This is a genomic window from Brevibacterium zhoupengii, assembly GCF_021117425.1.
Taxonomy (GTDB): domain Bacteria; phylum Actinomycetota; class Actinomycetes; order Actinomycetales; family Brevibacteriaceae; genus Brevibacterium; species Brevibacterium zhoupengii.
This window is the reverse complement of record NZ_CP088298.1, coordinates 92,080-116,760: the sequence shown is the minus strand read 5'-3', so window position 1 is coordinate 116,760 and position 24,681 is coordinate 92,080. Positions and strand designations below refer to the sequence as shown.

The window sequence follows — 24,681 nt, the reverse complement described above, 5'->3', positions numbered from 1 at the left end:
TGTCTCCTCGTTCACAGGGTCGGGTGGTTCAGTGGGGTCTGCGCAGAATGATGGCGCCGTTGTGCCCGCCGAAGCCGAAGGAAGTCGACAGCACAGAGTTGATCGAGTCCCCAGCGTCACGGGCTTGACCTGCAACGATATTCCAACCGGCGAATTCCGGATCGCCGAGGTTGAGCGTCGGCGGCAGTCTCTGCTCCGCCATCGTGCGGATCGCGATGATGGCTTCGACGACTCCGGAGGCGCCGAGGAGGTGGCCAGTGGAGGACTTCGTGGCACTGATCGGAATCGAGCGCGCGGTCTCCCCCAGTGCGGCTTCGAAGGCCTTGAGCTCGGCGGCGTCCCCGGCAGGAGTGCCGGTGGCGTGGGCATTGATGTGATCGATGTCGTCGGCTCCGAGGCCGGCATCAGCCAGGGCCTGGATCATCGCCGAGGCGGCACCTCGGCCCTCGGGGTGCGGGTTCGTCGGATGGTGGGCGTCGCCGGCGGCGCCGAATCCCGTAAGCTCGGCGAGCACGCTCGCCCCGCGAGCAGCGGCGCTGTCCTCGGACTCGAGGAGGATCGCCGCGGCACCTTGGCTCATGACGAATCCGTTTCGGTCCTTGTCGAAGGGTCTGCTGGCATGGGTCGGATCGTCTTCGAAGCCGGCGGCGAGGGCCCGCATGTTCGCATTCGAGGCCAGGTTGACCGGGTTGAGGCAGTCCTCCATCCCGACGACGAGCACCGCGTCGGCGTAGCCGTGGCGGATGCGCCGCAGCCCTTCGCCGAGCCCGATCGCCCCGCTGGCGCAGGTGGCCGAGACTCCCTGACCCGGTCCGCGGAAGTCGAAGCGCTGGCTCAGCAGTGCCGCGGCGGAGTCGGGTGCACCGTGGATCGCCAAGGTCAGAGGCACCGAGCGGGGTCCACCGTCGAGGAGTGAACGTGTGGCGTTCTGCATGGAGTCGACCGGTCCGGAGCCGGTGGCGGCGATGACGGCGACTCGGGATCGGTCCCATGGGATGTCGTCTGCCTCATCCGGTTCCGCCGCGGCCTCCGTCCGTGTTGCCCCTGCCTCCGGCCGCGCGATCCCGGCCTGCCCCAGTGCTTGGTCGGCGGCGGCGATGGCCCAGTGCTGCACCGGGTTGAGTCGGCGGGCGAGCGCTCGGGGCAGCACCGCCTCGGCGTCGAAGTCCCTCACCTGACCGCCGATGCGCACGGTCAGATCCGCGAATTCTTCACCCTCGAGCACACTGATCGCGCTGTGACCATTGACAACGGATTTCCAGAGGGACTCGACGTCATTGCCGCTGGGCGTGATTGCGCCCAGACCGGTGACGACGACGCGACGGCTTGCCGTGCTCTGCGCGTGCCTGGCCTCGGGTTTCGATGCGCTCACAGTCGCTGTCCCTGTCCGTCCATGATGAGGTCAACGGTCTCGGAGCGCCGAATCTTCCCGCCCACGGTTCTGGGCAGCTGCTCGAGCCGATAGATGCGACGCGGAACGAACTGGGGTGCCAGGTGAGTGCGCGCATGCTTGAACAGCGCAGCCTTGTCGATAATTGGTCGCGCTGCGCCGGCAACTAGCCCCGCTGTGTCGGTGCCGGTTTCGATCACGAGGACGATGATGCTGCCCAATGCGGGGTCGTCGAGAGCGATCGCGCAGACCTCGCCGAGGTTGTCATAGGTCTCGAACGCCCGCTCGACCTCCGGCAGTGAGACCTTGTGCCCACCGGTGATCGCAATGTCCCCGGCCCGCCCCGCCAACTGCAGCATGCCGTCCACCATGCGCCCCTGGTCATCGACGGTGGCCCAGCCGTCCTTGCCGCGCAGCACCGCGTCGGTGGTGCCGGTGACGTAGCCATAGGAGCAGGCCGCGGCGTGGATCCACAGGGTGCCGATTTCCCCCTCGGGGACCTCGCCGCCGGACTCGCTGCGGATCTGGGCGCCGATGCTCGGATAGATGGTGATCCAGGTGCCGTCGCCGTCGCGGCTGTCACCGATGAATCCGATCTCCGCGGCACCGTAGTAGCTGATCAGGCGAGTGTTAGGAAGGATCTCGCCGAGGCGGTTGCGAATTCTCGCGGGCAGGTTGGCTCCGCCTGTGACGACGAGGTCCAACCCGGTGAAACGTTCGGGGTCACGGCGGGCTGCCTCGGCGAGGGCACGGACGACTGCGGGGACGGCGACGACGCGGGTGATGGACTCAGCTGCAATGCGTCGGCCCATCGTGATCGGGTCGAACTCGTCGGCGACGTGCACGCTGCCCCCGGTCGCGAGGCTCTCGATGACGGCGTAGAGCGTGAGACTGTAGGACACCGGACCGGGCGCCAGGGTCGCGACGCCGGGCAGCGGTTCGAGGTGCGCCGCGGAGACGGCGACGTTGTCGCGGTACTGCTGGCGGGTCTTGATGAAGGCCTTCGGGTTGCTCGTCGTCCCCGAGGAGAAGAGCATGAGGAAGGGCTCGGACGCATCGCGGACGGTGGGTGCTGGGGCGGGAGGTGCAGCCGCGTCCGCTGCGACGGCGGCTTCGCGGGTTCGGAAGTCGGCGAGGCTGATGACTGTGCCGGTCCAGGTGGAGGCGGCGAGCGCCTCGGCGAGGGCGGTTGAGTCGCTGATGACGAGGCCGATTCCAGTGGTCCGGATGATGCCGAGCTGGTGGGCCATGGGCCAGCGCGGATCGATGGTCGCGGACACGGCGCGGTAGCCGGCAAGGCCTGCGATGATGCGCGAAGTGTCGAACGCCGAGGTGGCACTGATCGCGGTGATGGGAATGCCCTCGGTCTCCGGTGCGGGAGTCGGCGGGTCGGACTGTGCCCGATGCAGTTCATCGACGACGGCGAACATCGATCGGGAGTCCTCGAGGAGCTCGGAGTACGTCAGCGCCTCGCCGGAGCCGACGAGGGCAAGCTGCTTGGGGTGGCTGCCTGCGACATCGAGGATCGTCGAGGTGATCGGCACGTGTGACCTCCAGATATTCAAGGTCCGGCTGGGTCTGTGGTGGGTGTCCTCAGTCGGACTGCGCGCCCGGTCTGAGCTGCTTTCCCAGTATAGGAGAGTGACGTATTGAGGAGGCGATGCGGCTTCACACCTTGACCTATCTCATCTCCGCTAATCCGTAATGATTCAATTCCTAATCTGTAATCATTCAACTATTGACCAAGCTTAGCTGGCGTGAAAATACGCGATCGCTTAATCAGGTATCGTAAATCTGATATTTCGGACACGATTTCCAACATACATCTCACCTGCAACGATGGCTTGAGATACTCAACCTGCCTTGGCCTCGATAAGACCGGAACACGACCCGCCCAAGTCGGCAAATTGACTTTTCACTAATCGCCGTTATACGTTGTCCTCGCTCGATTGAAATAGAGTTTCCATATCGTGGAATCTATGCAGATATTGCCCCGGATTCCATCACCGAGCTGCTCGATCATCGCTGACCGAGTCACCAATACCGAGATACCAATGAAGGGACTCAGCGTGGAGCCTCAACCCCAGCCGAGCGGTGCCGATCCGGACGAGCTCAAGTTCACCCCCCAGGAAACCCACACTCCAGGAGTGAAACCCAACCGATCGGGCATCGGCAAGATGCGGTGGGCGATCGCCATTCTGCTGTTCTTCGGTGTGCTCATCAACTATATCGATCGCAGTTCGATCGCCGTGGCAGAAGGCCACATCCGGGAAGACTTCGGACTGACGGCTGGTGAGATGGGTATCGTCCTGTCCAGTTTCGGTTGGTCGTATGTGCTCATGCAGATTCCTGCGGGCCTGCTGCTCGACAAGATCGGGATCAAGTGGATCTTCCGCGTCGCAACAATCATGTGGAGCGTCTCCTGCTTCATCACGGCGATCATCAGCGGTACGGGCCTGCTGATTCTGGCCCGCATCGTCCTCGGCATGGCCGAGTCGCCGATTTTCCCCGGGGCGATGAAGGCCACGGGTTATTGGTTCCCGCGTTCCGAGCGCGGAACGGCAACGGCGATCTTCGACTCCGGGCAGCGCCTGTCCAATGTCATCGGCTTCCCCCTTGTGGCCATGGCTGTGGTGTCTTTCGGTTGGCGCGGTGCCTTCGTGGCCATGGGCATCCTCAGCCTCGCCTATGTCTTCGTCTTCTTCTGGAAGTACCGCGACCCCAAGGAGATGAACCGCCTCGGCAAGCTCAAGGACTCAGAGCTTGAGTACATCCGTGAAGGCGGAGCGCAGGACGAGGACGCACCTCGCCCCAACCCCCTGGCCAACCTCGGCTACATCCTCAAACAGCGCAAGGTGTGGGGAATGTCCATCGGACTCGGATGCGCCGGCTATACGCAGTGGATGCTGCTGACGTGGCTGCCCGGCTACCTGCAGTCGGAGATGGGAATGAGCGTGATGTCCTCGGGCATCTTCACCGCTCTGCCCTGGCTGGTGGCCGTGGCCGTCGAGTTCATCTTCCCCGGCTGGATGCTCGACCATCTGATGCGCTTGGGCAAGTCGGGCACCGCTGTTCGCAAAGCCTTCATCGTCTCCGGAATGCTCCTGGCCATGACGGTCATGGGTGCGGCATTCACCGACAATCCCACGTGGGCTCTGTTCTGGATCACCTTGGGTACCAGCGGCATCACAATCTCCTTCTGCGTCACCAACTCGCTGCCGGCGCTCATCGCCCCTGAAGGCGGAGTTGGAGCGACCGGCTCGATCATGAACTCGGTCAACAACCTCATCGGCGTCTCAGCTCCGATCGTCACCGGCTTCGTCGTGCAGGCCACCGGCGGCTTCGGCGCCGCGTTCATCGTCTGCGGGGTCATCTTGGCCATCGGCATCTTCTTCTACACAGTCGTGCTGGGCCCGATCGTCCAGATTCCGACAGCCGAGGAGCGTGCCGCGGCGAAGGCCGCCGTAGGTAGCTCGAAAGTCTGAACACGCGACAGATCAAGGGGTCGGGCACTTGTTGATATCGCAGGTGCCCGATCTCCGTGGACATTCGAAACCTAGACGCGGCCTCTGACCTCAGCTTCGACATCGCCACTCGACAAAGCCGGTCTGCTCCTCCGCGACCAGCGCTGCACTCCCAAGCAGATGAACGAGGCGGCGAGCATCACGACACCGGCGCCTGCCATGAGGATTCCTGTGTCGACCGTGTAGAGAGCGGCGAAGACCGTCACGCCCACGGCTCCTCCGACGTTGCGGGCGGTGCTTCCCGCCCCCGAGGCAAATCCCGGTCGCTGTGGCAGGGCATGCATCGCCGCCGCCACGATCGCCGGGGTGAGGATCCCGACCCCGATGGCCCACACAACCAGCGCAAGCCACAGCCCCCACAGGCTCGGTCCCGACACAGTCAGCCCCATCAGCCCGAGCCCCACGCCGGCGATGATGAGCCCGAGTGCGCTCGTCCTCCATACGCCGAGGCGGTTGCTGATCTTCCCCGACAATGCCCCGAATATCGGCATCGGCAGCAGTGCGGGAAGAGTGGCCAGCCCCGCTTGGAGGGGGCTCAGTCCGCGATCGTCCTGGAAGAACTGGGTGAGCAGGAACAGGGAGCCGAGGACACAGACGTTCATCAGTGCGGCGACGATGCAGGCGAGCAGGAGTCTCGCTCGCGATGACCCCGAGTCGGCAGCGTGATCTGGCCGTGTATCGGAATCCGAGGTTCCGGCGGCACCCGGGTCCCGCCTCGGCGAGGAGAACGCGACGATGGGGATAAGGGCTACGAGGATGATGGGCAGGTTCAGCCAGAACACGGCCCGCCAGCTGTCCAGCTCGACGAGCAGCCCGCCCAGCAGGGGCCCGATCGGCAGCGCGACCCCGCCCAGTGCCGCCCACAGTCCGACGAGCTTGTTCCGCTCGCGGTCGTCGGCGGCCGACTCCGAAAGCATCGCCAGGGTGCCGGTCATCGTTGCGGCGGCGCCAACACCCTGCAGACCACGTGAGGCCACGAGTGCCTCGATCGTCGGCGACAGCGAGCAGGCCAATGATCCGGCGAAGAAGCAGAGGAATCCGAGGATCACGATCCGGCGATGGCCCCAACGGTCCCCGATCGCGCCGAAGGCCAGCAGCAGGGCGGCGAGGACGAAGGTATAGGCGTTGATGACCCCGGCCATCCCGGCCTGCCCTGCCTGCAGATCAGCGTTGATCTGCGGCAGCGCAACGTTGACGACCGTCACGTCGAGGAGGACGAGGAAGTACCCGGCGCAGAGGCCGAGGACAAGCAATTTCGGCATCCAACGACGGTATCCACCCGCTGGTCGGGAGTCGAGGGTCGGACGTGACTCACACCAATTGCCCGCGAACCTGCGAAGCGAAACAGCACGGAGCAGCAACACAGAGAAACGCGGGCGCTGCGCGGAGAAATCGGGGTCTACCCGTCATCCTCGACGCAACGCCCGCGTCTCGATGTCGCCGTCAGTCCTGCTGAGTCCGACTCAGCTCGGCTCAATCCGGCTCAATACAGCTGAGTCCGGTTCAGTCCACCGGCAACCGCCCGAATATCAGTCAGCGACGTAGTACATGCGCTTGTTGACGAACTCGTCCATACCGTAGGGGCCCAGCTCGCGGCCGAAGCCCGAGCGCTTGGTGCCGCCGAACGGAATCTCCGCACCTTCGCCACCTGGGGTGTTGACGTTCGTCATGCCCACGTCGAGACGCTGAGCCAACTTCGCCGCACGCTCGGGGTCCTTCGCGAACACGGCGCCGCCGAGGCCGAAGCGGGTGTCATTGGCCAGCTTCAAAGCGTCATCGTCGCTGCCCACCTTGTACACGGTGGCCACGGGGCCGAAGAGCTCCTCGCGGTAGGCGTCCATGTCCGAGGTGACTCCGGTCAGCACGGCAGGCGAGACATAGGCCGAACCGTCGGTGGCGAGTTCGCCGCCGACGAGGGTCGCACCCTGCTCGACTGCACGGTCGAGCTGCTTGCGCAGGTTCTCCGCGGCACCGCGCGAGGACATCGGCGAGTACTTGCCGTCGCCCGCCTCGTCGGGGGTGCCCTTCGTCCAATCCTGGGCGCGCTTGGTCAGCCCGGACACGAAGTCCTCGTAGATGTCGTCCATGACGATCATGCGCTTGTTCGCGTTGCAGACCTGGCCGGTGTTGTAGAGGCGGGTGCCCCATGCGGTGTCGACGGCCTCGTCCATGTTGTCCGTGTCGAGGACGATATAGGGATCGGATCCGCCGAGTTCGAGGACTGCCTTCTTGAGGTTCTTGCCTGCAGTCGCGGCCACGGCCGAGCCTGCCCGCTCGGAGCCTGTCAGCGACACACCCTCGACGCGGTCATCACCGATGATGGTTTCGATCTGCTCATGCGTGGCGTAGATGTTGTTGTACACGCCTTCGGGGATGCCGGCTTCCTTCATCATGTCGGCGATGATCGCCGATGACCGGGGGCAGATCTCCGCATGCTTGAGGATGATCGTGTTGCCCAGAACCAGGTTCGGCGCGGCGAAGCGCGCGACCTGGTAGTAGGGGAAGTTCCAGGGCATGATGCCCAAGAGTGCCCCGACGGGACGGCGCTGAATGAAGGCCTTGCCGCCCGACATCGATTCGATGGGCTCGTCCGCGGCAAACTTGGGTCCGTTGTCCGCGTAGTAGTTGAAGATGGCCTCGCAGAACTCGGCCTCTTCGATGCCTTCGGCGACGGGCTTGCCCATCTCCAAGGCGATGACCGTTGCGAGTTCTTCCTTGCGCTCACCGAACAGGGCGGCGACCTTGTTCACGATCGCGCCGCGCTCTTCGATCGTCTTCTCGCGCCAGGCCAGGTAGCCCTTGTGAGCCGCGTCGAGGACCTCCTCGATCTGCGCATCGGTGGCGTTGTCGAACGATTCGACGACCTCGCCCGTGGCCGGGTTCTCGACACGGTAGCCGCCTGCAGCACTGCCTACATTGCTCATTCCAGACTCCTTTGACTAGCGGCGCCCTTGTAGCGCCGGATAAGGCGTTTGCATCGCTGTTGCCGTCGAAATCGACGGATCACGTATGCCTGCCTCTCACGCTATCAACACGTGACGTGTGCAACAAGTGCCGGAACCTGGGGGAATCATCAGTGCTCGAAGACCTGGACCGCCCCCGCCGAGGTTGTGCGGATTTCGTGGACAATGTCACGAAATCCGCACCCTCGGCCTGCAGTGCTCACGGTTTCTGCAACGCACCACGGCGCTCGTTCACCGCCGCGGCGTGACCAAGCGCCTCAGAAGATCGAGCTGTAGGCGTTGAGCGCCAGCTGTCCGCCGAGGTGGGCGTAGAGGACCGTCGAATCCTTCGCCACCGTGCCGCTGCCGAAGAGGTCGAGCAGTCCTGCCATCGATTTGCCCTCGTAGACGGGGTCGAGGATGACGCCTTCGAGTTCGGCGGTGGTGCGGATCGCGTTGACGGTCGAGTCGTCGGGGATGCCGTAGGCAGGGCCTTCCCAGCCGGCGCGGATGTCGACGTCAGCGTCGGTGATCTCCCGACCAAGACCGATGAGCTCAGCGGCATTGTTCGCGATGCGTTTGACCTGTTCACGGGTCTTGTCCAGGGTCGCAGATGCGTCGATGCCGATGACCTGGCGCTTCGGGCCTCCTGCTGCCTCGAGCGCGGCGAAGCCTGCGATCATTCCCGCATGGGTGGAGCCGGTGACCGTGCAGACGATGATCGTGTCGAAGAAGACGCCGAGCTCCTTCTCCTGCTCGGCGACCTCGTAGGCCCAGTTGACGAAGCCGAGTGCACCGAACTTGTGCTCCGAGGCACCGGCTGGGATGGGGTACGGCTTGCCGCCTGCAGCCTCCACCTCGGCGATGGCGTTCTCCCAGCTAGAGCGGATGCCGATGTCGAATCCAGCGGAATCGAGGTGCACATCGGCGCCCATGATGCGGGAGAGTTCGATGTTGCCGACCTTGTCGTTGACCGGGTCATCCCAGTCGACCCAGCGTTCCTGCACCAGCCGCGACTTCAACCCCAGATGTGCCGCGACGGCCGCGACCTGCCGGGTGTGGTTCGACTGGTAGCCGCCGATCGAGACGAGTGTGTCCGCGCCGGAAGCGAGGATGTCGGGGACGATGTATTCGAGCTTGCGGGTCTTGTTTCCACCGAACGCGAGCCCAGAGTTCACGTCCTCACGCTTGGCCCATACCCGGGCCCCGCCGAGGTGGTCGCTGAGTCGCTTGAGTTCGTGGACCGGGCTGGGCCCGAAGGTCAGTGGGTAACGTTCGAAATCGGTGATTGCCATGGTGCCCTCTTCGTCTGGTGAAGCCGGTGTCGTTTGGTGAAGCTGGTGTCGTCTGGTGAAGCCAGTGTCGTCTGGTGAAGCCAGTGTCGTCTGGTGAAGCCAGTGTCGTCTGGTGAAGCCGGTGATGAATTCCAGCGATATGCAATATATTGCATTCTGCGAAGGACTACAATAGGTCGAGCACGATATCCCACATGCCAGGACCGCCGAGCGGATCACCCCGACGCAAGCATCGAGAGAGGTCGAGAGTGCCGATTCCCACGAATGCACCGATTCCCCAGCGCAGACTGCTGCGCGACGACGTCTACCGTTCGATCCGCGACGCCATCGTCCGAGGACAGCTGGCACCCGGGGAACAGCTGCGAGATCAGGAGCTGGGGTCATGGCTGCAGGTTTCGCGCACTCCGGTCCGCGAGGCGCTTCAACGACTGGCACAGGCTGGGCTGGTCGTGGCAGAGCCCGGGCGCATGACCCGCGTGGCACTGGAGAACCCCGAGGCAGTCGTCCACGCCCGACAGGTCGCGGCTCAGCTGCACGCCCTGGCCATGAGCCTGGCCTTCCCGAACCTCAACGCATCAGATGTCTCCGCCATGGAAGCCGCCAACGACGACCTGAGATCGGCGCTGAGAGACTCCGACATCGACGCGGCTATCGCCGCCGATGACGCGTTCCACGAGGTGGCCCTGATTCGCAGCGGCAACCCCCTCATTCCCGATCACCTCGAAGTCGTCACCGCAACGCTCCGACGAGCCGAATATCTGCACTTCGACTCCATCAAGGGCTCAGCCTCCCCCGAACAGCATGACCAGATCATTGCCGCCGTCCGCGCGGGCGAGGCCGATCGAGCAACGGCCCTGACCTGCGAGAACTGGTCGACACTGACCAGCCGCAGCACTGACTGACCGAGCCTGCTGACACCCCCGCCACTTCCGCCTGCAACACAGCCCGATGACGTCCCTGGGTCAATCGCGCCCACAATAAGTCATCAAGTGATTAGATGTCTCGTGTAGAGTGGCGCCCACGATCACCGACGATCAAAGGAAGATCAATGCATTCGACGACGACACGCATACTGTCCATCGGCCTGACTCTGGCGCTCCTGCTCAGCCTGGCCCTCGCTCTCACTCCGCGAGTAACCGCGGCCGCTTCCCCGCCGAACCAAGCAGATCCCCGCCCCTCACCCGGGTGCGGAGTCGAGCAGAAGCCCGGAAACGACCAGGGAACAATCACCTCGGCGGGAGAGGATCGCACCTACCGGATCAACATCCCCCGCGACTACGGCATCACCTCGCCGATGCCGCTCATCCTCGGCTTTCACGGCCGCGGCTCCGACGGGGCGGAGCTTCAGAACTACACAGGACTTCCCGGGCTGCCTGCCATCACGGTCTTCCCCGACGGCATCGCCGAGGACGGAAAACGCTCCTGGCAGGGCGCGCCCTACGCCAGCGGCGCCGATGACGTCCGCTTCGTCGCCGACCTCCTCGACTCGATAGAGGACGACCTCTGCATCGACCTCAACCGCGTCTTCGCAACCGGAAAATCCAATGGCGGCGGCATGGTCTCGGTTCTCGCCTGCCAGCTGCGGGACCGATTCTCCGCCTTCGCCACGGTCGCCGGCGCCTACTACCCGCAGTCCTTCGACGGCTGCGACTACTCCGAACCGACGCCGATGCTCGCCATCCACGGCACGGGCGACGCCACCATGCACTACGAGGGAGGCGAGCGCCAGGGCGAAACCTACCCATCGGTGCGCACCTGGCTGGAGCCCTGGGCAGAGGCTGCAGACTGCACGAGCTCGAAGGATCGGAAGGTCGGCAAGAAGGGTGAGAAAGTCGTGCGCACCCAGTGGCAGAACTGCCAGAACGGAGTCGATGTCGAACTCTATTCTGTTGCCGACGGCGGTCACGTCTGGCCAGGTGAGACCATGTACAGCGGTGGCGGATATGTCACGCAGGACTTCTCCGCCACGGAGACCCTGTGGGAGTTTTTCAAGGACCACCCGAGGGCCGAACCTGCCCACGAGTGACTCTTGACACACGATTCACTAAGTGATTAGATGACTTAAACACTTGAAGGAGAGTGCCATGACAGCACCCATCGGACTCGTCGAACGACTCACTCGCGAGATCGTCGACACGATTCGCACCCAGAACCTGCAGCCCGGTCAGACTCTGCCCTCGGCAAAAGCCCTGGCTGAGCGCTTCGAGGTCACCGTCCCTACCGTCCGCGAGGCCCTGCGCCGACTCGAGGCCACAGGCTCGGTCGAGCTCAAGCACGGTTCCGGCACCTATGTGCGAGAGGCGATCAACCGTCGCATCCTCGACAATCCGCACTACGTACCGGTGGACCTCGCCGCAGCCATCGAGCTGCTCGATGCACGCATCGCCATCGAACCCGGCATCGCGGAACTCGCGGCCAGCGTCCAAGGTGACAGCGCTGTTGAGACGATGGAGACCGCGGTCGACAACGCCCTGCAGCTGCACACCGAGGTGCCCGCGGGTCACTTCCACGTCGAGTTGGCCAAGGCCTCAGGGAATCGGGCGCTGCACGAAATGCTCGTCTCCCTCCTGGCCATCCACTCCCGCACTCAACAGGCGGCCCGTTTCACCTACGACCGCCTCCGCGACCACGACGAGCACGCCGACATCCTCGATGCGATCAAGCGCGGCGACGGCCTCGAAGCATCGCACCGGACTCGCAAACACCTCGAGAGCATCAAAGCCGCGGTCCTCGCCGACTGGTCGGAACGGTCCGCCGCCGATCGGTCGGAGCCCACCACCGATGGAACCGAGCAGTGACCCGGCAGAGCGTGGCCGAGATCCGACCACAGGTCCGCAAGTACGGAGAGCTGACCTCGCTCGAGGTCGAGGTCGCCAAGGCGAACGACGCCCTCCTCATCCTGCCGGTCGGCGCCTGCGAGCAGCACGGCGACGGGCTGCCACTGAGCACCGACAGCATCCGAGCCGACCACGTGGCCATGGCCGTGGCCGAAGAACTGGCGGTGGCCGAAGATCTGGCCGACAGTGACAGCACCGTGCCGGGCAGGGCCTTCGTGCTCCCCAGCATCGACTACGGGGTGTCTCCTCATCACGGGAACCTGCCCGGCACGGTCAGCCTCGACCCTCGTACCTTCGTCGACATCGTGACCACCGTCGTCGGTCAGCTCTGCGACTCCGGTTTCACCCGCATCCTCGTGATCACCGGCCACGGGGGCAATATCGCCGCCCTCGGGGTCGCCCAACAGGTGCTGCTGAGCTCCCACCCGGATCTCACCTTCGCCTACTCGCCCGTCAGCGGCCTGGCCACCGACACGACCGCCCAACTGCCACGCACCGAGGTCAGCGGGCATTCGGGTGAATCGGAGACCTCGCAGATGCTGGCCATCGACGGCAGCCTCGTCGACTCGCCTCGGCTCACTGCCGGTGCCACGGCACTCGACGAGCTGTCTCCACGGGCACGCCTGACCCGGACGAAATCACCGTCCAGCGCGGTCACCTTCGACCAATACGCCGACAACGGTGTTCTGGGAGACCCTCGCACGGCCACGGCCGCGGCCGGGGAGGACATCCTCGGCGAGATAATTGCGAAGCTCGTCTCCTACTCCAAGGAGATGCTGCGTCTATGACAGCCGCCCGCACCTGATCCCACCTTTCAGCTCAACCACACCCTCCCTTCCGCCACACCTTCCCCACCACAGTCTCATCTCTCTGACCAATGGAGTTCACGGGTCGCGCCGAGTCGTGCCCAAATGCTCCTTCATCACCTGGACACACAGGAGCCAGACATGGAAACGACCACCACGGATAAGCCCACTCAGGAACGCCTCCCGGCAGTCATCCGCTTCCTCAACGTCATCGAGAACGTCGGCAACAGACTCCCGCACCCCTTCTGGCTGTTCTGGATGCTGGCCGGAATCCTCGCCGTTCTCAGCCTCGTTCTCTCGTCCTTGGGAGTCGGGGTCAACGACCCCGGCACCGGGGAGTGGACGCCGGTGAACAATCTGCTCAGCGGCGACGGGATCGCGATGGCCGTGAGCACCTCGCTCGACGCCTACCAGTCCTTCCCGCCGCTGATCACGATCATGGTCGTCATCATGGGCGTGGCCCTGGCCGAGCGCACCGGGCTCCTGTCCACAGCGATGAAGGTCTCGATCGCGAAGGTTCCCGCGTCCCTCATCGTCTTCACCGTCGCCTTCATGGGCACGGTCTCCCACGTGGCCTCGGCCGCGGCCTACGTCATCCTCGTCCCCTTGGGCGGCATGGTGTTCAAGGCGGTCGGGCGCTCCCCTGTCCTCGGCGTCATCGTCGCCTACACCTCGATCGCCTCGGGATACGACGCCAGCCCCATCCCGACTCCCAATGATGCGATCTTCGCAGGAATCACCTCGGCGGCGGCGAACATCATCGATCCGGACTACATCGTCACCCCGATCGGCAACTGGTACTTCAACATCGCCAGCTCCATCCTGCTGGCCATCGTCATCACCATCGTCACCGAACTCGTCCTCACCAAGCGGCAGAATCTCGAAGCTGACGAGGACGCCGAATACGAAGATCTCGTCATCACCGCCAAGGAGAGGTCGGCCCTGCGGTACTCGATGTTCGCAGTGATCGCGATGCTCCTCTTCGTCGTCGTCCTCGTCGTCCCGGACAACGCTCCCCTGCGCGGGGACGGCCCCATCGGCGAATCCCCGTTCCTCACCGGCATCGCGTTCATCATCGCCATGATCTTCGGCGTCGGCGGAATGGTCTACGGGTTCCGTGAAGGCACGATCGAGAAGTTCGCCGACGTCCCCAAACTCATGAGCCAGGGCATCGTGTCCATGGCCCCGGTCCTCGTCCTGTTCTTCGCGATAGCCCAGTTCCTCGAGTACTTCGCGTGGACGAACATCGGCATGCTGGTGTCCGTGTCGAGCTCGGAACTGTTCACCGGCCTCGGCCTGCCGACATGGGTGATCTTCATCCTCGTGCTGATCGTTCTCTCGATCGTCAATGTCCTCATCACCTCAGGCTCGGCGATGTGGGCGATCATGGCCCCGGTCATCGTGCCGATGCTCATGCTCCTCGACGTCCCACCCGAGACCTCGCAGGCACTCTTCCGCATCGCCGACTCGGGCTCGACTTCGATCACCCCGATGAGCCCCTACTTCATCCTCGCGCTCGGCTTCATGCAGCGCTATCAGAAGTCGGCCGGCATCGGCACCCTCGCCTCCCACACCCTGCCGCTGGCGGTGTGCATGACGATCATGTGGAGCCTGCTCTTCTTCCTCTGGTGGGGCCTGGGCATCCCGCTGGGCCCAGATGCTCCGGTACGGTGAACTTCGCCCAGGCTGTGATGTACTCACCTCGCTCGTCACGGGTCCATGACCTCGTCACATGTTCTGCATCCTGGGCGATCAGCTAGAGTTCAAGGTCCTTTCAACAGATCTCCGTGAAACTATGTGAAGAAAAAGTTATTGACTCGACACAATTGACCGATATACTCGTCGGTAATACCCCGCAGTAACATACATCACAACGCGACGAGATACGTCACGATGCGATGCTGACATAGCTGTCGGCATCCGGAGGAGGATCAATGAAGTTCCCAAAGCTCGCAAGCAGCATTAGCGCGGTCGGCAAATCCCACGCAGGCCGGATCGCTTTGGTAGCGATTCCTACCGGCGTTGTTTCCGCCATCCTGATGGGTGGGGTTGCTCAGGGTGCAGTACCTGTTTCATTCGCCATATCGGGAAGCCAGTTCAAGATCAGCTCCACACAGCTCGAGGGAACAGATTTCTCCCAGTACAGCGGGTTCGCCAAGGACGCAGAGGGTGCAAAGCACTCCGTCGTGACCGCCAACATCGGCAACGCCACGCTCGAAAATCTCTGCCAGTCTGCAGTCGCGGACACCCCGATGGGCAAGGTGGGCGTTCTCATCAAGGCTGGCGGAAAAGGCGAGCCTGCATCGGCCAAGAACCTTCAGATCGGCATGACGGGACTCAAGGGCGACGCCGAGTTCAAGAACATCCGCATCGGCGTGGATGCTTCCGACGTCAACACCAAGGAAAAAGGGACCAAGGGTGACTTCGCCCAGGACGCCGACACGGTCTCGATCAAGGACTTGAAACAGGACTCGTGGAGCACCACGGCCTCGGTGTTCACCCTGAAGGACATGGAGCTGAAGCTCACTGACGGATCCGAGAAGTGCTTCTGATGAAGGAGGCCGCAATCAACGACCAGCAGACCGACAGGCAGGAGGACTCCGAGCAGCGTACGAATCTGCTCGCGTTGTCCCGCCGATCGCGCCGCAGCAGTGAGCGCGTGGAGGCCCAGCCCGAATCGACCGTTGAGACGGCCGAATTCGCCGCTGCGACATCCGGTCATGACGATGCCAATCGTGAGGATGCCACCAACAAAGCTGCCGGTCACGAAGAAGCCGCTGACGAAGCTGCCCGTCGCAAGGGAGCCGGTCGCGAGGATGCCCCGAAGCGTCACCGCTTCCGGAACTGGCGTCGCCAGCGTCCCTTCATCGGCGGAGTCCTGGCCGCACTCGGCGGTGTCGAGCTCTTCTTCTCCGGGCAGCTCGACACCGGCAACCTGCAGATCCAGTTCGGCATCGAAGGATTGCAGGCCACGGTCATCCCGATCGCTCTCGTGGTACTCGGACTCTTGGCGATGTTCAAGCCCACGCATCACGTGTTCTACGGGATCATCGCTCTCGTTCTTTCGGTCTACTCGCTCATCGGGGTCAACCTCGGCGGGTTCATCCTCGGAATGCTGCTGTCCTCCATTGGATCGATTCTCATTGTCGCCTGGATGGGACCTCGGAAGCCGAAGTCCGACGCTCCAAGCTCGGACGCTCAGGCACCAGTTGCCGGGCGGAGGGAAGACACTCAATCCGCAGGTGAAGAGGGCGTTGCATGAGGGCGCCCAGCCGCCGCACGGCGTCGCTCTTGGCGGCAGCTGCCCTCATCGTCCCGTCTGCTGTGGGAGTGACTGCGGCAGCACCGGCTCACTCTTCTCCGCTGTGCAATCCGCTGTTCGGATGTGAGGATTCGGATTCGACTGAGCCGAGTCCGGCCACGAAGCCCACAGCACCGATCTCTCCGGAGGTTCCGGTGAAGCCGACGGTCCCGACATCGCCTGGACCAACCGACGGTCCCACCGACGAACCGACTGAGACGCCGACGGATGAACCCTCCGAGTCGCCTACAGACGAACCGTCAGACGATCCCACCGACCCAGGTGGGTTGGGGGTCAAGGATCCTGATGAGAAGCCGGATGAGGAGCTGAACGGCGATTTCCCGAAGGATGCTCAGCTCGATGAGAACGCTCCGATCTTCACGAAGACTCCGGCGGCAATGGGCTCTGAGTCTCTGTCCTTCAAGGGGCTCAGCGGGATCTCGTTCGCAGCTGTTCCGACCGCCGACGGCGGGAAGATCACCACATTGAAGATCCAGGCCGAGGAGATCTCGATCTCCGGGTTCTCACTCACGGTGCGTCCGCCGGAGGAGAAGGAAGGGCTGTTGACCACCGCTGACACGATGACGCTCAAGGGCGATGTCACGGTGTACATCGGTTCGATCACCGCCACCACGAAGAACGGCGATTCGCTGACCCTGGGTCCCGAAACGCCGCCGACCATGGACGATGTCGAACCAGGACTCCTGCGCGTCACGATGGGATTGGTCGGTTCCACAGCCGATTCGATCAACTACTCGAACACCGACCAGGAGCTCAAGAAGGCCTGATCACAACCGCGTCGACTCGTTCGTCGCACACGCTTCACCCACAAGAGGCCCGTCGTTTCCCAGCATTGCGTACTGCTGGGAAACGGCGGGCCTCTTCGGTCGCCCTTCTTCAGTCGCCCCTCTTCGCACGCTCCAGCTTCTTGGCTTTGAGCGAATCCCGCACCTCACGCAGCTTGTCGCGCTTACGACGACGGCCCGCCTCGGCGGCTCTGATCTGTTCGGCGGTCGGTTCATGATCACCCATGCCGACCTGCAGCTCGGCCGGTGTGATCTCACGCATCACGCCGACGTCGATGCGCTTGCGTAGCCGCAGAATTTCAAGGCGCAGAATCCGGGACAGGAAGTACAGGCCTAGGAGGTTGGGGAAGGCCATGAGGAAGAAGATGGCATCGGAGAACGCGATGACGGATTCCAATGACATGGAAGCACCGACGATGACAGCCAGGATCCAGAAGATCTGATACGCCTTATCGGCCTTCTTCGAATTCCCCGTCAGGTATCCCAGGGCCTGTTGGCCGTAGTATCCGTACGCGAGGATCGTCGAGAAGGCGAAGAGCACCACGCAGATGGTGAGCAGGATCGGGAACCATCCGGCCACCGTCGCGAACGCCTCGGAGGTCAGACCGATTCCATCCTCCGAGCTCGACCCGTAGAGACCGGTGGTGATGATCGCCAAGGAGGTCAGGGTGCAGATGATGACGGAGTCGATGAGCGGCTCCCACATCGCCACGAAACCCTCGGTGGCAGGCTTCGTCGTCTTCGATGCCGCATGGGCCATGGCCGCCGAACCGATACCTGCGGCGTTCGAGAACAGTGCCCGCTGAATACCGACGATGGCCACACCGATGACTCCGCCGGTGAGACCATCGGGGGTGAAGGCACCGGTGAACATGAGGGCGAAGGCATGCGGGATCTCACCGATATTCATGATGAGGATGACGATGATGCTGAGGAAGTAGAGAATCGCCATCATCGGAGTCAGCTTCGACGTCCACTGGCCGATCTTCTTGATCCCGCCGAGGATGACCAGGGCCGTCAGCGCCGCGACGACGGCTCCGATGAGCCACAGCTTGTCGGCGAGGAAGCTGCTGTCCCCACCCGTGGCTTTGACTAGGATCGCCGCGGCCTGGTTGGCCTGGAACAGATTGCCCGCACCGATGACTCCGATGACGGTGGCGATCGCGTAGAAGACCGCGAGGAACTTGCCGAGCTTGGGTCGCCCGATTTCGGCCAAACCGTCGCGCAGGTAGTACATCGGCCCGCCGGAGACGGTGCCGTCCGGCTGGATCTTCCGATACTTCACGCCGAGTGTTGCCTCGGCCATCTTCACGGTCATGGCGAAGAAGCCGAAGATGATGATCCACAGGGCGGCACCGGGTCCACCGACGGTGATCGCGACAGCGACGCCGGCAATGTTGCCCAGCCCCACCGTCCCAGAGAGTTCGGTCGCGAGGGCCTGGAAGCTCGATACCTGGCCCGGGTCCGTTTTGCGGGTGAAGCGCCCGCGAATGATGCCGACCGAGTACTTCAATCCTCTGATGGGCTGAAAGCGCAGGTAGACGGTGAGGAATACTGCGGCCGCCATGAGCCAGACGACGATGAGGGGGATGCCGACTCCGCCGATGGAGAGCTCGAAGAACACGACGTTGCTGAAGGCTTGGGCTATCGGACCGACGAACGATTCGATCGCCTGGTCGATGCCCGAAGCGGCCGTGATGTCTGCGGCCGCCGGGCTTTCGGCCACGGCGTGGGAAGCGGTGGTCATCCGGTCGGCATTGATCGGGATGGTATCCAGGACGGCGATGTCGTGGATCTGGCCAGAATTTTCAATTATGGAGTTCATTCTCACGGGCGCTAGGTTGCGATTCGTCCGGAGGATCGGTCCGGCACCGGCGCCTGAAGACAACCTAGCAAGAACACTGCGAGCTGTCAGCTAACATTCAGTTTTCAACAAACCCCGGAATCGCCGAGTTCATCCAGTAGTCACCGGGCTTTCCCGAAGTCACCGGGCTTTCCCGAAGTCACCGGGCTTTTCCAGAGGTCACTGGCGACGGCGCAGGAAGTCGACGAAACTGTGCGCGAGTGCCCGATTGATTCTCACCAGCTCGGCGTCCGCCTCGGCGACCTCGGCCCTGATCGACTCGTTGGTCTTACCCTCGGGCAACTGGAGCGGGTCCGAGCTCAGCCACTGTGCGACCTGCGCGGCATCGGACTCGGGGTGGAACTGGGTGCCCCACGCGAATTCGCCGACCCGGTAGCCCTGCACCGGTGCGTCGGAGCCGGTGAGCAGAAGTTCGGCGCCCTCGGGCAGCTCCATCTCCTCCTGGTGGAAGAGGACCGCGGGAATCGTCTCCCCCGGTTCGCCGGCGATGGCCGCGAACACGGGATCCTTCTCCCCCGCCGAGGTGGTGTGCAGATCGTAGATCCCGATCTGCGGGCGATCCCGTCGGAAGATCCGCGCCGAGGTGGCCGCCGCCAACAGCTCCCCGCCGAGGCAGATGTTGAAACTGGGGAACTCCCCCGCCGCCGAGTCTCGCAACAGGCTCCTGACCTTGGGCAGCCACGGATTGACCGTGTCCTCAAGAGGCCCTGCGGATCCGCCCAGGACGAGAAGTGCGGCGTAGCCGTCATCGGCAGCTGAGCCGTCATCGGCAGCTGAGCCGTGAAGCGCGGCAGAACTCTGGAGTGCTGCAGGGCTCTGAAGCACTGCAGGGACCTCGTCGCCGAGGTAGGGGCGAAGGACATCAACCTCGGCGCCGGCTTCACTCAACCAGTCGCCGAATCGCTTCGGGCCCGCGCCGTCTTCGTGCTCGATGACCAGGATTCTCAATTCGCTCATGGAGTCATTGTCACCGATGCGAATCGTTTCCGTCGACGTAGTCTCGAATCCGGCTCTGGGCTGATGCAGGAGGAGCCGTGAACTGGCGGAACCGTGAGTCTGACGACGTGACGGGTAGGAACACGAAACGGGGCCCGTATTCAACGATGACGTCGTTGAACACGGACCCCGGCACCACCTCGGCGGCGGCGTCTGAATGGTTGTTCTGAACTGAGATATAAGGAGCGGTCAGCTGGCGATTGACGAAGCTGTGGCCGTGGTGACGGCCTTGTCGGCGACGATGGCTTTGCGCAGCGACAGGAAGAGCAGGACCATCCCGACGGAGAGCGCGATGTGGCCGAGTCCGGCGATTCCGGAGATCATGGCGCTGGACTCCTGGCCGAGGACGGTGAGCATGCCGTGCCAGACCATAGTGCCGGCGGTGAGGATGATGCCGGCGTTGTAGGTCCAGAAGAACCAGGAGAACATCTTCGTGCCCGAGAGGCCGAAGACCTTGTCGAGGACGAGGACGATGAGCAGGACGATGAAACCGAGCGTGAGCAGGTGGGTGTGGACGACGCTGAGCTGGGTGAAGCCTCCTTCTGGGAAGTCGTTGGCCTTGGTGAACTCCCGGTAGAACAGGCCGGAAAGGACGCCGATGATCATGTATGCGAATGCCGCGTTGAATATTTTCTTCATGCTTCTACTTCATCAAGATCCGGCATTCGAATCCTGACCCAGAGGATTGAACTCTTTTCCCAACTTTTGATTGATGTTCGTCCTCACACCCTCAAACCTCCCTATTTCGCAGGGATTCCGGGTCGAGGACGGTTAGCCTGAAGGCATGTCCATGGAGAATCTGTTCGCAAAGATCGATCGCGTCGCCGGTGGCAGCAAAGCAGGACTCATCGTTCCCGCCGAGGGGCTCGCCCACCCGAAGACGAAACGCGCGTTCGCGTGGATCACTGGGCTGCTCGCCTTCGAACTGGTCCTCGGCGTCGGTGCGGTCGTCGTCGCTGTCATCATCGCCGGCAACGGCGAACCCGTGCCGTTCGCGGTCTGGATGCGCACCGTCGTCGTCCTCGCCATGACCGCCACACTGTTCTACTTCTTCTGGCGCTCGACGAAGGGCTACTACTGGGGCTACCAGCGGCTGCGCCTCTTCGCCCAGATATTCCCAGTCATCACCCTCGTCATGGCGGCCATCCCCGGCCTCTACCCGATCTGGATGATCACCGAGCAGATCGTCTTCAGCCTCATCATGATCGGCGTCGGCGACTTCCTCACCAGCGATCACATGCGCGAGGTGTTCCGGAAGCCCGAGGCCTGAGGTTGGGGCCGTGGTCAGGACGTGGCCGTGGTCAGGACGTGCCTGGGGTCAGGACGTGCCTGGGGTCAGGTCTCGGCTGGGAAGTGCCGGTCGGGTTCGGCTCGGGGACTGAATCTCAGCCGGCCACGAGCTTGCGGGCCTCCTCCTGGTGAGCCGCGATGAGCGCCTCCTTGTCCAACTGTCCACCGTTGCTGCCGATCGCATTGCCGTCGAGAACGCGCCACTGACCGGCGACCATGACCTTGTCCGCCTTCTCCGCTCCGCAGAGAACAAGGGCAGGAATCGGATCGTGTGAGCCGGAGAAGGCGAGGCCGTCGAGGCGGAACATCGCCAGATCGGCCTGCTTGCCGACCTCAATGCGTCCGATGTCTCCGCGACCCAAGGCCGCAGCCGAGCCGCTGGTGGCCCAGTCGAGGACGCGAGCGCAGGTGACATCCTCAGAACCGTAGCGCAGACGCTGAATATAGAGTGCCTGCCGGACCTCGCGGATGAGGTTCGAGGCATCGTTCGACGCCGACCCGTCGACGCCGAGACCCACGTTGACGCCGGCTTCCTCAAGTTCGACGGCCCGGGCGATGCCCGAAGCCAGGCGCATGTTCGACGTCGGGCAGTGCGCCACGGAGGCACCGGCCTCCCCGAGGCGGATGATCTCATCCGTATCGAAGTGGACACCGTGGGCCAGCCAGGACCGATCACTCAACCACCCCACGGACTCGAGATAGTCGACGGTGCGCAGCCCGAATCGTTCCCGGCAGAACTCCTCTTCATCCAAGGTCTCCGCGAGGTGGGTGTGGAGTCGGACGTCGAGCTCCTCGGCGAGGATCGCGCTGTCGCGCATAAGTTCGGTGGTCACGGAGAAGGGTGAGCAGGGGGCGAAGCCGATCTGGACCTGCGCTCCCTCTCCGCGCTCGTGGTAGGCCTCGACCAAGCGGCGGGAGTCGGCGAGGATGACGTCGGCATCCTGCACGGTCTGCTGCGGCGGCAATCCGCCGTCCTTCTCCCCCAGGGACATGGATCCGCGGGTGAGCATGGCGCGCATACCGAGTTTTCTGGTCACCTCGACCTGGATGTCGATTGCGTCGTCCATGCCCGTCGGGAAGAGGTAGTGGTGGTCGGCGGCTGTGGTGCACCCGGATTCGAGGAGTTCGGCCATGGCCACAGTGGTGGCCAGTTCGAGGGCCTTCGGCGTCAGTCGGGCCCAGACCGGATAGAGGTTCGTCAGCCATCCGAAGAGCGGCAGGTCCGCTACGGGAGCCCACGCTCGGGTCAGGGTTTGGTAGAAGTGGTGGTGGGTGTTGATGAGCCCCGGAGTGATCACGTGCGCGCTTGCATCGACCACCTCGGCGACGGACTGCGCCCCACCGGTGGGCTCACCACCTCCAGGGACGAGCTCAACGATCGTTCCGGACTGTTTGTCGATGACGATGCCGCCGGAAGCCTGCGTCGGATCGACGTTGCGCCCAAGATGGACAGCCATGGGATTGCGCAGCCACAGCGTGGAGCCGGTCGAATTGGTCGTCGCCGCTGTGGACCTGGTGCCTGGGGACCTGGTGCCTGTGAACCGGGTGCCTGTGGTCATTCTTGTCGCCTTTCAGTGCTGGTATCGATCGAATCATCCGATCGACTGCTCTGTGGCGACATCACTGGGGGCGAAGCGCCACCAGCTCAGGTTTATCGGCGTCTGCTGCTCCGCCGTCCGGCGTATGCGATGACGAGCAAGTCACGAAGCGGATGTATCGGCAAGGCGTCTTTCCGACCCCGTGCCAACAGCGCTGCGACTACACGTCAGACACTTCAGGAGGCACCGATTTGCCCCCGAAGAATGTACCGGCAAGACTGCACTCTAGCATGTGTGTGAGATCACGAAACGGGTTTGCCATCCTCAATTGATTCACCTAGCATTTTGCGATAAGGAAAGATACTTTCACATACCGGAAGTATTAAACCGCCCCCTCACATACAGTCGACCACCCATATCGCCCACCCGGGCACGGGGCCCGAGGCTGTCACTCAGGGAAGAACTCAACGGAGAGATAGATGTCGACATCAAAGCAGTCGCCCAAGAGCAAGCAGGCGAATTCAGCTCGCCCGGAGGATGAACGACTCCCGGTCGGCACCTCATTCGCCTACGGTCTTCAACACGTTCTGACCATGTACGGCGGCATCATCGCCGTGCCCCTCATCATCGGCAAAGCCGCCGGACTCGATGGTGCGGGAGTCAGCATACTCATCGCATCATGTCTGTTCGTGGGAGGACTGGCCACGATTCTGCAGTCGTTCGGCGTTCCGTTCTTCGGCTCCCAGCTGCCGCTCGTCCAGGGCGTATCCTTCGCCGGCGTTGCCACCATGACGTCGATCCTCGCAGGAGGTGAAGGACTTCCGGAGGTCTTCGGCGCAGTCCTTGTCGCTTCGGCGATCGGGCTCATAGTCGCCCCGGGCTTCGCGCTCATTGTGAAGTTCTTCCCACCTGTTGTCACAGGCACCGTCATCACGACGATCGGTCTGTCCCTCATGCCGGTGGCCGCAGGATGGGCCATGGGCGGAAATGCCGAGGCCCCCGATTACGGCAGCGGTCGCAATATCCTCATCGCCGTCGGCACCTTGGCCGTCGTCCTCATTCTCAGCCGGATTCCGGTGGCCGCGATCTCCCGCCTGTCCATTCTTCTGGCCATCGTCGTCGGAACTGTCATCTGCCTCATCTTCGGCTGGGCGGACTTCTCTCACGTCCTCGATCGCGGCGTGTTCGCATTCCCTGAACCGTTCGCCTTCGGAATGCCGACCTTCTCTGCGGCGGCGATCATCTCGATGTTCATCGTCATCATCGTCACCTTCGCAGAGACCACTGCGGACATCATCGCGGTGGGTGAGATCGTCAAGACCAAGGTCGACTCCAAGCGGATCTCGAATGGTCTGCGTGCGGACATGCTGTCCTCGGCAGTGTCACCGATCTTCAACTCCTTCACTCAGTCGGCCTTCGCCCAGAACGTCGGACTTGTGGCGATCACCGGAGTGAAGTCCCGTTTCGTGGTCACCGCCGGCGGTGTCATCCTCGTCGTCCTCGGCCTGCTGCCCGTCATGGGCGGCGTCGTTGCCGCGATTCCTTCCCCCGTCCTCGGCGGCGCGGGCATCGTCCTCTTCGGCACCGTCGCAGCCTCGGGCATCCGCACCCTGTCCAAGGTTGAGTACGAGGGCAACCTCAATATGATCCTGGTGGCAGTGTCTTTGGCGTTCGGCATCATCCCGGTCGTCCAGCCCGACTTCTACAACTCCTTCCCCTCGTGGGTCGGAATCATCCTCCACTCGGGAATCTCCTCGGCAACCCTCATGGCCGTGCTGCTCAACCTGGTCTTCAACCACATCGGCGTGCGAAGCAAGGACCGCACCGAACGCTCGGTATTCGTCGCAGGCACCGGTCGAGTCATCCGCAGGGACGAGCTCGAGCGCCTCATCAACCATGAGGCACTGCTGGCCGAGGGCGACACCGTCAAGGACGGGAAGATCGTGGACTGCAACGGTGAGGAAGTTCCAGTTGTCTCGGAGCACCAGCACGACAAGGTCGTGGAGGCGATCAAGAACGGCGAGGCGCAGACTCAAGACGATGTGCGTCGAGTGATCAAAGAGACCGAAGACTGACCTTCATCGGTTGACGG

20 protein-coding genes are annotated in these 24,681 nt (G+C 63.3%); 11 read left to right on the top strand and 9 right to left on the bottom strand.

Features of this window, described 5'->3' with window-relative positions; all coding sequences use genetic code 11:
* Nucleotides 1-28 precede the first annotated feature (28 nt).
* Complete coding sequence (locus tag LQ788_RS00525; protein WP_231444219.1) at nt 29-1,372, bottom strand: beta-ketoacyl-[acyl-carrier-protein] synthase family protein; 1,344 nt, start codon at nt 1,370-1,372, stop codon at nt 29-31.
* Nucleotides 1,369-2,934 (bottom strand): class I adenylate-forming enzyme family protein, encoded by a 1,566-nt coding sequence (locus LQ788_RS00520; protein ID WP_231444218.1) that lies wholly within the window; start codon nt 2,932-2,934, stop codon nt 1,369-1,371. Before LQ788_RS00520 ends, LQ788_RS00525 begins: the two co-directional genes overlap by 4 nt.
* Before the next feature lie 603 nt (nt 2,935-3,537).
* Between LQ788_RS00520 and LQ788_RS00515 the strand changes: the two genes are divergently transcribed.
* On the top strand, nt 3,538-4,875 hold the full coding sequence (locus LQ788_RS00515) for an MFS transporter (RefSeq protein WP_231444217.1): 1,338 nt from the start codon (nt 3,538-3,540) through the stop codon (nt 4,873-4,875).
* Between the two features lie 71 nt (nt 4,876-4,946).
* On the opposite strand, the gene LQ788_RS00510 is transcribed toward LQ788_RS00515, so the two are convergent.
* From LQ788_RS00510 to LQ788_RS00500, 3 genes are all read right to left on the bottom strand, one after another.
* Complete coding sequence (locus LQ788_RS00510; RefSeq protein ID WP_231444215.1) at nt 4,947-6,176, bottom strand: MFS transporter; 1,230 nt, start codon at nt 6,174-6,176, stop codon at nt 4,947-4,949.
* Between the two features lie 267 nt (nt 6,177-6,443).
* Nucleotides 6,444-7,838 carry an NAD-dependent succinate-semialdehyde dehydrogenase gene (locus tag LQ788_RS00505; protein ID WP_231444213.1) on the bottom strand — a complete coding sequence of 465 codons (1,395 nt, stop codon included), beginning with the start codon at nt 7,836-7,838 and terminating at the stop codon, nt 6,444-6,446.
* Between the two features lie 296 nt (nt 7,839-8,134).
* Complete coding sequence (locus tag LQ788_RS00500; protein WP_231444211.1) at nt 8,135-9,151, bottom strand: 1-aminocyclopropane-1-carboxylate deaminase; 1,017 nt, start codon at nt 9,149-9,151, stop codon at nt 8,135-8,137.
* 248 nt (nt 9,152-9,399) lie between these two features.
* Between LQ788_RS00500 and LQ788_RS00495 the strand changes: the two genes are divergently transcribed.
* The 8 genes from LQ788_RS00495 to LQ788_RS00460 all read left to right on the top strand — a co-directional run bounded on the left by LQ788_RS00495 (nt 9,400) and on the right by LQ788_RS00460 (nt 16,883).
* Nucleotides 9,400-10,053, top strand: a complete 654-nt coding sequence (locus tag LQ788_RS00495) for a GntR family transcriptional regulator (protein ID WP_231444209.1) — start codon at nt 9,400-9,402, stop codon at nt 10,051-10,053.
* Nucleotides 10,054-10,199: 146 nt separating this feature from the next.
* Nucleotides 10,200-11,177, top strand: a complete 978-nt coding sequence (locus LQ788_RS00490) for an alpha/beta hydrolase family esterase (protein ID WP_231444207.1) — start codon at nt 10,200-10,202, stop codon at nt 11,175-11,177.
* A gap of 58 nt (nt 11,178-11,235) precedes the next feature.
* On the top strand, nt 11,236-11,949 hold the full coding sequence (locus LQ788_RS00485) for a FadR/GntR family transcriptional regulator (RefSeq protein WP_231444205.1): 714 nt from the start codon (nt 11,236-11,238) through the stop codon (nt 11,947-11,949).
* The gene (locus tag LQ788_RS00480) at nt 11,946-12,776 is read left to right on the top strand and encodes a creatininase family protein (protein ID WP_231444198.1); all 831 of its coding nucleotides are present in this window, start codon (nt 11,946-11,948) and stop codon (nt 12,774-12,776) included. The genes LQ788_RS00485 and LQ788_RS00480 overlap by 4 nt, the downstream gene beginning before the upstream one ends.
* A 159-nt stretch (nt 12,777-12,935) precedes the next feature.
* Nucleotides 12,936-14,468, top strand: a complete 1,533-nt coding sequence (locus tag LQ788_RS00475) for an AbgT family transporter (RefSeq protein ID WP_231444195.1) — start codon at nt 12,936-12,938, stop codon at nt 14,466-14,468.
* Nucleotides 14,469-14,728: 260 nt separating this feature from the next.
* On the top strand, nt 14,729-15,346 hold the full coding sequence (locus LQ788_RS00470) for a DUF6230 family protein (protein ID WP_231444193.1): 618 nt from the start codon (nt 14,729-14,731) through the stop codon (nt 15,344-15,346).
* A complete protein-coding gene (locus LQ788_RS00465; protein ID WP_231444191.1) occupies nt 15,346-16,056 on the top strand; it encodes a DUF6114 domain-containing protein in 711 nt (236 codons plus the stop codon). The genes LQ788_RS00470 and LQ788_RS00465 overlap by 1 nt, the downstream gene beginning before the upstream one ends.
* The gene (locus LQ788_RS00460; protein ID WP_231444189.1) at nt 16,053-16,883 is read left to right on the top strand and encodes a hypothetical protein; all 831 of its coding nucleotides are present in this window, start codon (nt 16,053-16,055) and stop codon (nt 16,881-16,883) included. Before LQ788_RS00465 ends, LQ788_RS00460 begins: the two co-directional genes overlap by 4 nt.
* 109 nt (nt 16,884-16,992) lie before the next feature.
* On the opposite strand, the gene LQ788_RS00455 is transcribed toward LQ788_RS00460, so the two are convergent.
* The 3 genes from LQ788_RS00455 to LQ788_RS00445 form a co-directional block, all read right to left on the bottom strand.
* Nucleotides 16,993-18,726, bottom strand: a complete 1,734-nt coding sequence (locus LQ788_RS00455; protein WP_231444187.1) for an alanine/glycine:cation symporter family protein — start codon at nt 18,724-18,726, stop codon at nt 16,993-16,995.
* A 198-nt stretch (nt 18,727-18,924) separates the two neighbouring features.
* Nucleotides 18,925-19,722, bottom strand: a complete 798-nt coding sequence (locus LQ788_RS00450; protein WP_231444185.1) for a type 1 glutamine amidotransferase — start codon at nt 19,720-19,722, stop codon at nt 18,925-18,927.
* A gap of 228 nt (nt 19,723-19,950) precedes the next feature.
* Nucleotides 19,951-20,400 (bottom strand): DUF2871 domain-containing protein, encoded by a 450-nt coding sequence (locus LQ788_RS00445; RefSeq protein ID WP_231444183.1) that lies wholly within the window; start codon nt 20,398-20,400, stop codon nt 19,951-19,953.
* 145 nt (nt 20,401-20,545) lie between these two features.
* Here LQ788_RS00445 and LQ788_RS00440 point away from each other — a divergent pair, with 145 nt between their 5' ends.
* Nucleotides 20,546-21,031: a hypothetical protein gene (locus tag LQ788_RS00440; protein WP_231444181.1), complete on the top strand. Its 486-nt coding sequence runs from the start codon at nt 20,546-20,548 to the stop codon at nt 21,029-21,031.
* 115 nt (nt 21,032-21,146) lie between these two features.
* Here the strand turns inward: LQ788_RS00440 and LQ788_RS00435 are convergent, their stop codons facing one another.
* Nucleotides 21,147-22,610, bottom strand: a complete 1,464-nt coding sequence (locus LQ788_RS00435; RefSeq protein WP_262908288.1) for an 8-oxoguanine deaminase — start codon at nt 22,608-22,610, stop codon at nt 21,147-21,149.
* A gap of 458 nt (nt 22,611-23,068) precedes the next feature.
* Here LQ788_RS00435 and LQ788_RS00430 point away from each other — a divergent pair, with 458 nt between their 5' ends.
* Nucleotides 23,069-24,664, top strand: a complete 1,596-nt coding sequence (locus LQ788_RS00430) for a nucleobase:cation symporter-2 family protein (RefSeq protein ID WP_231444175.1) — start codon at nt 23,069-23,071, stop codon at nt 24,662-24,664.
* Nucleotides 24,665-24,681: the final 17 nt, after the last annotated feature.

What these genes read in the sequence shown, in the direction of transcription:
- LQ788_RS00510 (WP_231444215.1), bottom strand. Translation starts at nt 6,176, where the DNA reads ATGCCGAAATTGCTTGTCCTCGGCCTCTGCGCCGGGTACTTCCTCGTC.
- LQ788_RS00505 (WP_231444213.1), bottom strand. Translation starts at nt 7,838, where the DNA reads ATGAGCAATGTAGGCAGTGCTGCAGGCGGCTACCGTGTCGAGAACCCG.
- LQ788_RS00500 (WP_231444211.1), bottom strand. Translation starts at nt 9,151, where the DNA reads ATGGCAATCACCGATTTCGAACGTTACCCACTGACCTTCGGGCCCAGC.
- LQ788_RS00490 (WP_231444207.1), top strand. Translation starts at nt 10,200, where the DNA reads ATGCATTCGACGACGACACGCATACTGTCCATCGGCCTGACTCTGGCG.
- LQ788_RS00485 (WP_231444205.1), top strand. Translation starts at nt 11,236, where the DNA reads ATGACAGCACCCATCGGACTCGTCGAACGACTCACTCGCGAGATCGTC.
- LQ788_RS00475 (WP_231444195.1), top strand. Translation starts at nt 12,936, where the DNA reads ATGGAAACGACCACCACGGATAAGCCCACTCAGGAACGCCTCCCGGCA.
- LQ788_RS00470 (WP_231444193.1), top strand. Translation starts at nt 14,729, where the DNA reads ATGAAGTTCCCAAAGCTCGCAAGCAGCATTAGCGCGGTCGGCAAATCC.
- LQ788_RS00465 (WP_231444191.1), top strand. Translation starts at nt 15,346, where the DNA reads ATGAAGGAGGCCGCAATCAACGACCAGCAGACCGACAGGCAGGAGGAC.
- LQ788_RS00460 (WP_231444189.1), top strand. Translation starts at nt 16,053, where the DNA reads ATGAGGGCGCCCAGCCGCCGCACGGCGTCGCTCTTGGCGGCAGCTGCC.
- LQ788_RS00455 (WP_231444187.1), bottom strand. Translation starts at nt 18,726, where the DNA reads ATGAACTCCATAATTGAAAATTCTGGCCAGATCCACGACATCGCCGTC.
- LQ788_RS00450 (WP_231444185.1), bottom strand. Translation starts at nt 19,722, where the DNA reads ATGAGCGAATTGAGAATCCTGGTCATCGAGCACGAAGACGGCGCGGGC.
- LQ788_RS00445 (WP_231444183.1), bottom strand. Translation starts at nt 20,400, where the DNA reads ATGAAGAAAATATTCAACGCGGCATTCGCATACATGATCATCGGCGTC.
- LQ788_RS00440 (WP_231444181.1), top strand. Translation starts at nt 20,546, where the DNA reads ATGTCCATGGAGAATCTGTTCGCAAAGATCGATCGCGTCGCCGGTGGC.
- LQ788_RS00435 (WP_262908288.1), bottom strand. Translation starts at nt 22,610, where the DNA reads ATGACCACAGGCACCCGGTTCACAGGCACCAGGTCCCCAGGCACCAGG.
- LQ788_RS00430 (WP_231444175.1), top strand. Translation starts at nt 23,069, where the DNA reads ATGTCGACATCAAAGCAGTCGCCCAAGAGCAAGCAGGCGAATTCAGCT.